This window comes from Gammaproteobacteria bacterium, assembly GCA_019911805.1.
In the GTDB taxonomy this organism is placed as follows: Bacteria; Pseudomonadota; Gammaproteobacteria; order Thiohalobacterales; family Thiohalobacteraceae; genus JAHJQQ01.
Genome location: JAIOJV010000095.1, coordinates 1 through 11,160 on the forward strand (window position 1 = coordinate 1; position 11,160 = coordinate 11,160).

Annotated in this window: 12 protein-coding genes; 6 read left to right on the forward strand and 6 right to left on the reverse strand. The window is 66.0% G+C overall.

Features of this window, described 5'->3' with window-relative positions; translation table 11 throughout:
* Window positions 1-458: 458 nt before the first annotated feature.
* From K8I04_11950 to K8I04_11965, 4 genes are all read left to right on the forward strand, one after another.
* A complete protein-coding gene (locus K8I04_11950; GenBank protein ID MBZ0072424.1) occupies window positions 459-1,490 on the forward strand; it encodes a phosphotransferase in 1,032 nt (343 codons plus the stop codon).
* 5 nt (window positions 1,491-1,495) lie between these two features.
* Complete coding sequence (locus K8I04_11955) at window positions 1,496-1,999, forward strand: heme-binding protein (protein ID MBZ0072425.1); 504 nt, start codon at window positions 1,496-1,498, stop codon at window positions 1,997-1,999.
* A 28-nt stretch (window positions 2,000-2,027) separates the two neighbouring features.
* On the forward strand, window positions 2,028-2,690 hold the full coding sequence (locus K8I04_11960; protein ID MBZ0072426.1) for a nucleotidyltransferase family protein: 663 nt from the start codon (window positions 2,028-2,030) through the stop codon (window positions 2,688-2,690).
* A gap of 70 nt (window positions 2,691-2,760) precedes the next feature.
* Window positions 2,761-4,194 (forward strand): glutamate--cysteine ligase, encoded by a 1,434-nt coding sequence (locus tag K8I04_11965; GenBank protein ID MBZ0072427.1) that lies wholly within the window; start codon window positions 2,761-2,763, stop codon window positions 4,192-4,194.
* A 22-nt stretch (window positions 4,195-4,216) separates the two neighbouring features.
* Here the strand turns inward: K8I04_11965 and K8I04_11970 are convergent, their stop codons facing one another.
* Window positions 4,217-4,915: an AhpC/TSA family protein gene (locus K8I04_11970; GenBank protein MBZ0072428.1), complete on the reverse strand. Its 699-nt coding sequence runs from the start codon at window positions 4,913-4,915 to the stop codon at window positions 4,217-4,219.
* Window positions 4,916-5,112: 197 nt separating this feature from the next.
* Between K8I04_11970 and K8I04_11975 the strand changes: the two genes are divergently transcribed.
* Both K8I04_11975 and K8I04_11980 read left to right on the forward strand, forming a co-directional pair.
* On the forward strand, window positions 5,113-6,132 hold the full coding sequence (locus K8I04_11975; GenBank protein ID MBZ0072429.1) for a succinylglutamate desuccinylase/aspartoacylase family protein: 1,020 nt from the start codon (window positions 5,113-5,115) through the stop codon (window positions 6,130-6,132).
* Between the two features lie 9 nt (window positions 6,133-6,141).
* A complete protein-coding gene (locus K8I04_11980) occupies window positions 6,142-7,263 on the forward strand; it encodes a hypothetical protein (GenBank protein MBZ0072430.1) in 1,122 nt (373 codons plus the stop codon).
* A 30-nt stretch (window positions 7,264-7,293) separates the two neighbouring features.
* Here K8I04_11980 and K8I04_11985 read toward each other — a convergent pair whose 3' ends face one another.
* The 5 genes from K8I04_11985 to K8I04_12005 form a co-directional block, all read right to left on the reverse strand.
* Window positions 7,294-7,551 carry a hypothetical protein gene (locus K8I04_11985; protein MBZ0072431.1) on the reverse strand — a complete coding sequence of 86 codons (258 nt, stop codon included), beginning with the start codon at window positions 7,549-7,551 and terminating at the stop codon, window positions 7,294-7,296.
* A 24-nt stretch (window positions 7,552-7,575) separates the two neighbouring features.
* Window positions 7,576-8,532 carry a lipoyl synthase gene (lipA, locus tag K8I04_11990; protein MBZ0072432.1) on the reverse strand — a complete coding sequence of 319 codons (957 nt, stop codon included), beginning with the start codon at window positions 8,530-8,532 and terminating at the stop codon, window positions 7,576-7,578.
* Between the two features lie 243 nt (window positions 8,533-8,775).
* Complete coding sequence (lipB, locus tag K8I04_11995) at window positions 8,776-9,375, reverse strand: lipoyl(octanoyl) transferase LipB (protein MBZ0072433.1); 600 nt, start codon at window positions 9,373-9,375, stop codon at window positions 8,776-8,778.
* Between the two features lie 191 nt (window positions 9,376-9,566).
* The gene (locus K8I04_12000; GenBank protein ID MBZ0072434.1) at window positions 9,567-9,833 is read right to left on the reverse strand and encodes a DUF493 domain-containing protein; all 267 of its coding nucleotides are present in this window, start codon (window positions 9,831-9,833) and stop codon (window positions 9,567-9,569) included.
* A gap of 241 nt (window positions 9,834-10,074) precedes the next feature.
* The gene (locus K8I04_12005; protein ID MBZ0072435.1) at window positions 10,075-10,938 is read right to left on the reverse strand and encodes a D-amino acid aminotransferase; all 864 of its coding nucleotides are present in this window, start codon (window positions 10,936-10,938) and stop codon (window positions 10,075-10,077) included.
* Window positions 10,939-11,160: the final 222 nt, after the last annotated feature.

The following is an 11,160-nucleotide window of genomic DNA, read 5'->3' on the forward strand; positions in this document are numbered from 1 at the left end:
GTGGGGCGGCAGGGGCTGGGGCTGCGACCGCCGCGCCGGTCTCTGCATCACCGGCTGCGGCATGGCACTGCCAGCCGCCATGCGGGTCGGGACGGCAATCCCAGGTCGCTTGCGCAGCGGCGGTCGGCGGCAGGATGAGGCCGGCAATCAGCGCCGCTAGCAGGGATCGTTCACTCACAATGGTTCATTCCTCGCGCTGCGTCTTGTTGCTGCGCCCATCGGTCGCCCTGCGGCATGGGGCGGCGGCGGGCTGAGCGCGTCACATGGTTGGCGCGACCGGCGCTGTGGCCGCGCGCTGTCCGACTCGCCTGCGGGGGCACCGGGAGGTCCCCCGCGGCCCTGGCCGGCGCCCCGTAAAATCGCATAGAATGGCTTTTCCTTCAATCACTTTCTCCGCTTCATGGGGTGCCTCGCAGGGCCGCATCGGCGGGGTCCCGGAAACCGCTCAAGGGTCGAGAATGCCCCAACGTCTGCAGCAGATCGAAGACTGGTTGCGCGAGGATGCGGCCTTCACACACATGATCATGCGGCCGGCCTCGGCGGATGCGAGTTTCCGCCGTTACTTCCGCATCAGCGTCGGTGGCGACAGCTTCATCGTGATGGATGCACCGCCCGGCAAGGAGGATATGGCCCCCTTCCTGACGGTCGGCGCCGCGTTCCTGAAAATCGGCCTGAACGTACCGGAGGTACTGCGTCGCGACGTGGGGCGTGGCCTCTATCTGTTATCCGATCTCGGCGAGGTGCAGTACCTGCAGGCGCTCGATGCCGGCACCGTGGAGCGCCTGTACGGTGATGCGCTGGACGCCCTGCTGGTGATCCAGGCGCAGGGACCGCAGGCCGGCGAACTGCCGCCCTACGACGAGTCGCTGCTGCGGCGCGAGATGGCACTGTTTTGCGACTGGTTACTCGGGAGGCATCTCGGCCTGGCGCCCGATGCCGCGCAAGCGGCGCTGCTGGAGCGGGTGTTCACGGCGCTGGCGCAGTCCGCGCTGGCACAACCGCAGGTGTGCGTGCACCGCGACTACCATTCGCGCAACCTCATGGTGACGCCGCACCACAATCCGGGCATCCTCGATTTCCAGGATGCCGTCATCGGCCCGATCACCTACGATCTCGTCTCGCTGCTGCGCGATTGCTACATCGCCTGGCCGCGCGCGCGGGTCGAGGACTGGGCGCTGGGCTACCGGGAACTGGCGCTGCAGTCCGGCGTGCTGCGGCCGGGGCAGGCCGATGCGGCGCGCTTCCTGAAGTGGTTCGACTGGATGGGTGTGCAGCGCCATCTCAAGGCGGCCGGCATCTTCGCGCGCCTCTGGCAGCGCGATGGCAAGCCCGGCTATCTTGGAGACATCCCGCGCACACTGAGCTATGTGGTGGACGTGGCCGGACGCTATCCGGAACTGGCAGGCCTGGACGATCTCGCCCGGGATGTCATCGCACGACTGGCAACGGTACCCGCCAGCGCCCCGGCGGGTGCAACGAACGGAGGATGAAACAGATGAACATTAAGACACTACGGAGATTTTCCATCGCAGCGCTGCTGGCCGCCGCCACGGCACCGGCCGCGGCCATCGATGTGCTGACCGAGCGCAACATCGGCATGGATCTCGCGCTCGACATCGCCGCCGCCACGGTGCGCGTCTGTCGCGACGAGGGTTATCAGACGAGTGCGGTGGTGGTGGACCGCTTCGGCATTGTGCGCGCCGCGCTGCGCGATGACCTGGCCAGCCGCTTCACGCTGCAGATCGCCGAGGAGAAGGCCAATATGGTGGTGATGTCCGGCATCGGTTCCGGCGAGTTCCGCAAGAACCGCGAAGACATCCGCCCCGAGCTCAATCACATCGACGGCCTGATCGTGATGGAGGGCGGTCTGCCCATCGAGGCAGGCGGCTACCGTATCGGCGCCGTCGGCGTCAGCGGCGCGCCGGGGGGCGATCTGGACGCGGCCTGCGCGGCCAAGGCCCTGGAGAGTTTCATCGAGCGGCTCGAGTTCGGTAATTGAGACATCGGCAGGCGCCGCTATCGCATCCATGCGCGCCCTGATCCTGGCCGCCGGCCGCGGCGAGCGCATGCGGCCGCTCACCGACGTCACCCCCAAGCCGCTGCTGCGCGCCGGCGGCAAGGCACTGATCGAGCATCACCTCGAGGCGCTGGTGCGCGCCGGCATCACCGACATCGTCATCAATCACGCGTACCGCGGCGATCGCATCGTAGCGGCCCTCGGCGATGGCGGCCGTTACGGCGCCTGTATCCGCTACTCCGCCGAACCCGAGGGTGCGCTGGAGACCGGTGGCGGCATCTTCCAGGCACTGCCGCTGCTCGGCGAGGGTCCGTTTCTGGTGATCAACGGCGATGTCTGGACGGACCTGGACTACGCACGGCTGCCGCGTGCGTTCGACGGGCTGGCCTATCTGCTGCTGGTGGACAATCCCGCCCACCATGCAGCCGGAGATTTTTGTCTCGACGATGGGCGCGTGCATGTCTGTGAGGGGCCGCGCCTGACCTTCAGCGGCATCGGTCTGTACCGGGCCGCACTGTTCGCAGGCTGCCGGCCGGGGCGCTTTCCCCTGGCGCCGCTGCTACGCGCTGCCATGGCCGCGGGCCGCATCCGCGGTGCGCATGTCCAGGATCGCTGGTTCGACATCGGCACCCCCCAACGGCTCGCCGAACTGGACCGCATGCTCGGGGGCTGACGCGGGCTTCCCGGTCGGAACGAGAGGTGTATGCTGCCTGCACCAGTTCCGGACCGAGGGGACCTGACCCATGGGTCAGGAGATCGAAACCAGCCACTTCAGTGATGCGGATTTCGCTGCCTTCGACGAACGCCTGCGGGCGGAGACGGCGCTGCTGCATGCGTGGTTCCGTGCTGCTGCCTTCTCGGGGTGCGGCGATGTGGGCGGCTTCGAACTCGAGGCCTGGCTGGTCGATGCACGCTGTCGGCCAGCGCCGATCAACGTCGCCTTTCTCGCCCGGCTGGACGATCCGCGAGTGGTCGCCGAACTGGCGCGCTTCAACATCGAACTGAATTCCGCGCCTGAGCCCCTGCATGGCCCCGCCCTCGGCAGTCTGCTGACGGAACTGGAGACGATCTCGGCACACTGTCAGCGCACGGCGGTGGAATTCGGCGCACACATGCTCACCATCGGCATCCTGCCCACCCTGCAGGAGGACGACCTCGGTCCGGGCAGCATGTCCGACCTGCGGCGCTACCGGGCACTCAACGAACAGGTGTTGCGCCAGCGTGGTGGACGAGCGCTGCGGTTGGAGATTCATGGCCGCGAGCATCTGCGGACCGAGCAGCGGGACGTCATGCTGGAGGCGGCGACGACCTCCTTTCAGATTCATCTCAAGGTCGCGCCGGAGCGCGCGGCCCGCTACTACAATCTGGCCCAGGTGCTGTCCGCGCCGATGGTGGCGGTGAGCGCCAACTCGCCTTTCCTGTTCGGCCATGATCTCTGGGACGAGACGCGTATTCCGCTGTTCGAGCAGGCGGTCGCGGCGGGCGGCTACGCCGCCGTGGCGCATGGCCCGCTGCGGCGTGTGAGTTTCGGCTCCGGTTACGTGCGGGAATCACTGTTCGAATGCTTTCAGGAGAACCTCGAGCATTTTCCCGTGTTGCTGCCGATAGCGAGCCGGGAGCCGCCCGAGGTGCTCGCCCATCTGCGCCTGCACAATGGCACCGTCTGGCGCTGGAACCGCCCGTTGATCGGCTTCGATAGCGACGGCACCCCGCATCTGCGTATCGAACATCGGGTGGTGCCGGCGGGGCCGACGCCGGTCGATGCGATCGCCAATGCAGCGTTGTTCTTCGGGTTGATGCAGTTCCTCGGTACGGGCGCGGTGCCGCCGAGTCAGCTGCTGCCGTTCCCGGTCGCGCGCGACAACTTCTATGCTGCCGCCCGCGATGGCCTCGACGCGCATATCGAATGGACCGGCGGTCGGCGCGGTGCCGTGCGTACGCTGCTGCTGGACGAACTCCTGCCCATGGCACGGCGCGGCCTGGAACAGCTGGCCCTGGACGCCGCCGACATCGACCGGTTTCTGGGTATCATTCAGGGGCGGCTGACGAACGCCTGCAACGGTGCGGCCTGGCAGCGTGCCTATGTGGCACGGTACGGACGCGACTGGGAGGGGTTGACGCTTGCCTACCAGGAACGCGCAGCCACGGGACGGCCCGTGCACGAGTGGGGGCTGTGACGCGGCGTCGATACACCGGGACTCACAGCGTCTGCAGGCAGGCGATGATCTGGGCCGGATCCAGACGCTTGGTGTAGTCGGTGTCGGCGAATGCCAGGCGGATCAGACCGTCGCGGTCCAGCACATAGGTGGCCGCCATGGGCAACTCATAGCTGTCGTCACCGTTGCAGGCCGGGATGTCGATGCCGAAGTTCCGGTAGATGGGACGTAGCATCTCGGGCAGTGAGAACACCAGGCCAAAGGAGGCGGCGACGCGATTATGTGCGTCGCTCAGCACGTCGAATTGCAGTGCGAGCTGCGCGGCCGTAGTGGTGGACTGTGCCGGAGTCTGCGGCGAGATCGCCAGCAGGGTCGCGCCGGCGGCGCGTATCTCCGGCAACGCCCGCTGCAGTGCCCCCAGTTCCAGACTGCAGTAGGGGCACCAGAGGCCCCGAAAGAAGGAGATCACCACCGGACCCTCGGCCAGGGTCGCGTGCAGATTGACGGCTTGGCCGTGCTGGTTGGGCAGGGTGAAATCCAGTGGTCGCATGCCGACACGGAGGCATTCCTCCGCGATACCGGATTGTGTCAGCTCTTGTATCGCCGTCCGCAGGATTCCCTGCACATCATCGGGCAAGGTGCGCGTGTAGCGGCCGACCAGCTGGTCGAGCTCCGCCTGCAGGCTGGTGGTGTTCCGATCGGTGGTTTGGCTGGTGCAATGGCTGTGGGAATCGGAGGTCATGAGCTCTCCTGTGGAAGGTGCGGTGGGCGCACGGCCTGAGCGCCGGGAACGGCCGTCACTATACGCCTGCCGCACGTACATTGCAGGTGCATTGCAGCCCGCTGGCCGTGCCGTTGGCCGGGGATGTGTCGAACCGGATATAGTCCCTGGGTACGCAATGCGTGCGCGGCGAGGCCGCGGACAGGGCACGAGATTCCATGCTGAATACCCTAGAATCACCGCCGGCGGGGCTTGTGGATGCCGGACCCGCCGAGTTGCGGCGGCTGCTGGGCGGACCGACGCTGTTGCATCTGCCGGGACGGCGCCCCGAACCGCTGTTCGTCTCGGTGCTGCTGCACGGCAACGAGGACACGGGCTACTTCGCCGTGCGCGAGCTGCTGCGCCGCTACCGTGAGCGCGGTCTGCCACGCGCACTGAGCGTCTTCTTCGGCAATGTCGCGGCGGCCGAGCTCGGCCTGCGGCGGCTGGATGGGCAGCCGGATTACAACCGCGTCTGGCCCGGCGGGGAGCCGGGGGATACGCCTGAACAGCGCATGATGCGGATGATCGTCGAGGACCTCGAGCGGCGGCGTCCCTTCGCCAGCCTCGACATCCACAACAATACCGGCATCAACCCGCATTATGCCTGTGTCAACCGCGTCGATTACCGTTACCTGCACCTCGCGACACTGTTCTCGCGCACGGTGGTGTATTTCACGCGCCCGCGTGGCGTGCAATCGCTGGCGTTGTCACCGTTGTGTCCGGCGGTGACGGTGGAGTGTGGCCAGACTGGTCAGGCACACGGCGTGGAACACGCGCGCGACTACATCGATGCCTGTCTGCATCTCGCCGAGATCCCCGTGCAGCCGGTCGCACCGCACGACATCGATCTGTTCCACACCGTCGCGATCGTCAAGGTGCCGGACGGGATACGCTTCGGGTTCGGCGCTGGTGCGCATGATCTGCGCCTGATCCCGGAACTGGATCGGCTCAATTTCCGGGAGCTGCCGGCGGGCACGCGCCTGGGCTGGGTCGCAGGCGCGCATGGCGCGCCGCTCGAGGCCTGGGACGAGCTCGGTCGGGACGTCGCCGGGCGCTTCTTCACCGTCGCAGACGGCGAGCTGCGCACCCGCCGCTCGCTGATGCCGTCCATGTTCACGCTGGACGAGCGCATCATCCGACAGGATTGCCTCGGCTATCTGATGGAACGTTACCAGCTGGTCGCGGCGGGGGGCTGAGCGCGGCCCATGCATCTGGCAGTCACCATCAGTTCCCACGGTTACGGACACGGGGCGCAGACTGCGACCGTGCTGGCGGCGTTGCGGGCACGCCTGCCGGCCCTGCGGCTGACGCTGCTCACCGGCCTGCCGCGGACCTTTTTCACCGAACGCATCGGCGACGATTTTACCCTGATCGACTGGCGGACGGATTTCGGCATGCACATGAGCTCGGCGCTGGACGTCGACCGTTCCCGTAGCGCCGATGCCTACGCCGCCCTCCACGCACACTGGCCGGCCCAGGTCGATGCGGCCTGTGCGCGCCTGGAGGCGGTCGCACCGGACCTGCTGCTGGCGAACGTGCCCTATCTGCCGCTGGCGGCCGCTGCACGCCTCGGTCTGCCGGCATTGGCATTGTGCTCGCTGAACTGGGCCGGCATCTATCGCCACTATTTCAGTACACGCCCCGAGGCGCCGGCCGTGCTCGCCGCCATGCAGGCGGCCTACGCCTCCGCGCGGCATTTCCTCTGTCCTGCGCCCTCCATGGCCATGCCGGAGCTGGGTAATGTGCGCTCCATCGGACCCTTGGCGCAGCTCGGCCAGCCGCGGCGTGAGCAGCTGCGCGAGCGGCTCGGTAGCGCCGGACAGCGACGCCTGGTGATGATCGCGCACGGCGGCATCCCGTTGCGCCTGCCGCTGCAGGCCTGGCCGGTCGATCCGGACATCACCTGGATCGTGCCCCAGGCCTGGGGCATCGAGCGCCCCGATATGCATGCCTTCGAGGCGCTGGGTCTGAGCTTCGTCGATACGCTGGCCTCGGTCGACGCACTGCTCGGCAAGCTCGGCTACGGTACGGTCACCGAGTGCGCCTGCAACGGCATCCCCCTGCTGTACACATCCCGCCCCGACTGGCCCGAGGAAGCTTGTCTCGCCGCCTGGCTGGAACGGCACGGGCGCTGCGCCGCCGTGCCGCGGGAGGCGCTGGAGACAGGCCGCCTGCGCGCGGCCCTGGAAGGACTGTGGGCGCAGCCCGTGCCGCCGCTACCGGTGCCCACGGGTGCGGAGGAGGCCGCCCGGTTCTTGAATGAATTTTTTGAACCGCCAGGAAATCTGGGGGAACCGCCAAGGCGCCAAGGGTGCCAAGATGTTTGAACCGCCAAGGCGCCAAGGACACCAAGATGTTTAAACCGTCAAGAACGCCAAGGACGCCAAGATGTTTGAACCGCCAAGAACGCCAAGACGCCAAGGGAACTTGATGAAAAATCTTTTCTGGTTTTTCACCTGATCAATATTTGGCATTCTTGGCGTCTTGGCGTTCTTGGCGGTTCCCCCGGTTTTCTTGGCGCCCTTGGCGTCTTGGCGGTTCCAGGATTGGTAGTAGTAGCCAATGACCGGCCACGACCTCAAACACCAGCGCGGCGGCGCCTGGCTGGCGATCAAGTGGGATGTCGTCGCGGTGCGGTCCTACGGGGCGAGGTCGTCGATGCCCGCGCCGGCCGCCTGCCGGTCGGCATGGTAGCTCGAGCGCACCATCGGGCCGCTGGCCACATGCCCGAAACCGAGCGCGGTACCGATCTCGCCGAGGCGGGTGAATTCCTCGGGGTGGACGAAGCGATCGATGGGCAGGTGGTTCAAACTGGGCTGCAGGTACTGCCCCAGCGTCAGCATGTCGCAGTCCTGCGCGCGTAAGTCGCGCATGACCTGTTCGACCTCCTCGAGGGTCTCGCCCAGACCCAGCATCAGGCCCGACTTGGTTGGCACCTGCGGGTGCTCGGCCTTGAAGCGCCTGAGCAGTTCCAGTGACCACGCATAATCGGCGCCGGGGCGCGCCTGCCGGTACAACCGCGGGACGGTTTCCAGATTGTGATTGAAGACGTCCGGTGGGGCGGCACGGAAGATCTCCAGGGCACGGTCCATGCGGCCGCGGAAGTCCGGCACCAGCACCTCGACGCGCGTGGTCGGATTGCGTTCGCGAATGGCCCCGATGCAATCGACGAAGTGCTGGGCACCGCCGTCGCGCAGGTCGTCACGGTCGACGGAGGTGACGACCACATAGCGCAGGCCCATCGCCTGGATGGTGCGCGCCAGATTGGCCGGCTCCTCGGGATCGAGCGGATCGGGGCGGCCGTGTGCGACGTCGCAGAATGGGCAGCGCCGCGTGCAGATGTCGCCCATGATCATGAAGGTCGCCGTACCGTGAGCGAAGCATTCGCCGAGGTTCGGACAGGAGGCCTCCTCGCAGACCGTATGCAGGTGGTTGTCCCGCAGGATCTGCTTGAGCCGCTGCACCTCGGGGTGGGCGGGCGACTTGGCGCGGATCCACGCCGGCTTGCGCGCCGGCTTCAGCGTCGGCTCGATCTTGATCGGAATACGCGCCGTCTTGGCGGCGCCGCGCTGGTGTTTGAGGTCGTGGTCGGTCATTGGCTACTACCAATCCTGGAACCGCCAAGACGCCAAGGGCGCCAAGAAAACCTGGGGGAACCGCCAAGACGCCAAGACGCCAAGAATGCCAAATATTGATCAGGTGAAAAACCAGAAAAGATTTTTCATCAAGTTTTCTTGGCGTCTTGGTGTCTTGGCGGTTTAAACATCTTGGCGCTCTTGGCGTCTTGGCGGTTCCCCAGGTTTTCTGGGCGGTTCAAAAACATTCAACGGACCCGGAGTTTACCCCAGCAGGCGGGTGAGGTGTGACGCGAGGTGTTCGGAAACCGCGTCCAGGTCCAGGGATATGCCCAGGTCGCGCAGTTGGGTGACTGGCAGGCCGGCATAGCCGCAGGGATTGATGCGGCCAAACGGTTCCAGGTCCATGTCCACGTTCAAGGCCAGGCCGTGATAGCTGCGGCCACGCTTCACCCGCAGGCCCAGGGCGGCGATCTTGGCACCGTCGACGTACACGCCGGGGGCGTCATCGCGACGGCCGGCCGTGATGCCCTGTCCGGCCAGCAGATCGATCACGGCCTGCTCCATGAGGCCCACCAGGCGCTGCACGCCCAGGCCGCGGCGCGCAATGTCGAACAGCAGGTAGCCGACCAGCTGGCCGGGTCCGTGATAGGTCACCTGGCCACCACGGTCGGTCGGCACCACCGGGATATCGCCCGGCGCCAGCAGATGGCCGGGTTTGGCGTTGAGGCCCAGGGTGAAGACGGGCGGGTGCTCCAGCAGCCAGAGTTCATCGGGCGTGTCGGCGCCCCGCCCCGCCGTGAAGGTCTGCATTGCACGCCAGGTCGGTTCGTACTCGGCGTGGCCGAGGCGGTGGATTTCCAGAAAAGGGGCAGAGCGGATTGGCACTTACTTAGGCCGGTGTCCCGGAAAAATGGCCACGGAATCCACGGAATGACACGGAAAAAGGCTCATTGTAAAAGCCTGGAAATCAAGCCGCGGGATGAATTTCCTGGATTCAGGCATTGCATGCTTTCCGTGTCGTTCCGTGGATTCCGTGGCCCAGAATATTTGTTTCACAGCACCATCAGGGCCCGATCCCAGTCGGACAGCGAGCGGTAGATCGCATCGAGCTGTGCCTGGCTGATGGCACGCACGGTGACGGTCACGGCGAGATACTTGCCGCCCTGGCTGGCGCGGCTGCGCACCGCGGTCTCACCGAGATCGGGTGCATGCTCACGCACCCGCGCCGCCACCTCGACCTCGAAGTCGCCATGCCCGTGGCCGATCACCTTGATCGGAAAGTCACAGGGGAACTGCAGCAGAGATTCGGATTCGGACATCGGACGGCTCATGGGGTGGGGGGCAAAAAGGGTTCGGAGTCTGATGGTGCGTACGTCAACCCCTCTTGGCCACGGAAGCACACGGAACAACACGGAAAAAGGCTTATTGTATAAAGCCCGGGAACCAACCTGCAGGTGCTGATCCTGGGTTTACAGAGTGAATTTTTTCCGTGTTGTTCCGTGGATTCCGTGGCTGGATTTTCCTTTGGCGATGCTCACGGGTTTCGTGGCTAGCGGAGATTCATTCCGCCGCGCCGACGCGCACCTGTTCCTTGTAGGTACGATACAGCTCGCTCATGCGCCGGTACAGCGCACCGGGCTTGCCGTCGGCGACGGGCCGGTCGTCCAGCAGCGTGACCGGCAGGATCTCCTTGGTGGAGCTGGTCAGCCAGATCTCATCGGCGCTGAGCAGCGCCTCGGCGCGGATGTCGGCCTCCCGGTAGGGGATGGCGTGGTGGGCCGCCAGTTCCAGGATCAGATCGCGGGTAATGCCAGGCAGCAGGCGCGGCCCCTTGGGCGGTGTGATCAGCCGGCCGTTGTGGACGATGAACAGGTTGCTGGCCGCGCCCTCGGTGGCGTGACCGTCCTTGATCAAAATGGCCTCGACGGCGCCGCGGTCGATGGCCTCCTGGCGCAGCAGCACATTGGGCAGCAGCGTGATCGCCTTGATGTGGCAGGACTGCCAGCGGATATCGTCGAGGGTGATCGCGCGCACGCCGTCGTTCGCAACTGCCGGACCGGGCGGCGCGATGGGGCTGACCATCGCGAACACGGTCGGTGTGAGTGAGGCGTCGAAGGCGTGATCGCGTTTGGCCATGACGCCGCGCGTGACCTGCAGGTAGATGGACTGGTCCGCGCCCGGATTGCGCCGCAGCAACTCCTCCAGTACCACGCGCCACTGGGCGTCGTCCATCGGTTCGGGCATGCGGATGGCGTGCAGGCTGTTGCGCAGACGCTGGAGGTGTTCGGTCAAGCGAAAAGGTCGGCCGCCATAGGCCGGGATCACCTCATAGACACCGTCGCCGAACAGGAAGCCGCGATCCATGACTGAGACCATGGCCCGTTCGGGTGCGAGGAATTCGCCGTTGAGATAGAGGGTGGGCATGGGTTCGGGGCTCGGGATTCGGGATTCAGCAACCGGGATTCAGCAACCGGGATTCAGGATTCGGGGTATTGACACCCCAACCGAGGCAGCCACACTCCTTGCCCGAATCCCGAATCCCGAATCCCGAATCCCGAATCCCGAATCCCGAATCCCGAATCCCGAATCCCGAATCCCGAATCCCGAATCCCGAATCCCGAATCCCGAATCCCGACCCCCGAATCA

Bases quoted from the DNA above. Each gene is read 5' to 3' on its own strand.
- K8I04_11950 (MBZ0072424.1), top strand. From the start codon at position 459: ATGCCCCAACGTCTGCAGCAGATCGAAGACTGGTTGCGCGAGGATGCG.
- K8I04_11955 (MBZ0072425.1), top strand. From the start codon at position 1,496: ATGAACATTAAGACACTACGGAGATTTTCCATCGCAGCGCTGCTGGCC.
- K8I04_11960 (MBZ0072426.1), top strand. From the start codon at position 2,028: ATGCGCGCCCTGATCCTGGCCGCCGGCCGCGGCGAGCGCATGCGGCCG.
- K8I04_11965 (MBZ0072427.1), top strand. From the start codon at position 2,761: ATGGGTCAGGAGATCGAAACCAGCCACTTCAGTGATGCGGATTTCGCT.
- K8I04_11970 (MBZ0072428.1), bottom strand. From the start codon at position 4,915: ATGACCTCCGATTCCCACAGCCATTGCACCAGCCAAACCACCGATCGG.
- K8I04_11975 (MBZ0072429.1), top strand. From the start codon at position 5,113: ATGCTGAATACCCTAGAATCACCGCCGGCGGGGCTTGTGGATGCCGGA.
- K8I04_11980 (MBZ0072430.1), top strand. From the start codon at position 6,142: ATGCATCTGGCAGTCACCATCAGTTCCCACGGTTACGGACACGGGGCG.
- lipA (MBZ0072432.1), bottom strand. From the start codon at position 8,532: ATGACCGACCACGACCTCAAACACCAGCGCGGCGCCGCCAAGACGGCG.
- K8I04_12000 (MBZ0072434.1), bottom strand. From the start codon at position 9,833: ATGTCCGAATCCGAATCTCTGCTGCAGTTCCCCTGTGACTTTCCGATC.
- K8I04_12005 (MBZ0072435.1), bottom strand. From the start codon at position 10,938: ATGCCCACCCTCTATCTCAACGGCGAATTCCTCGCACCCGAACGGGCC.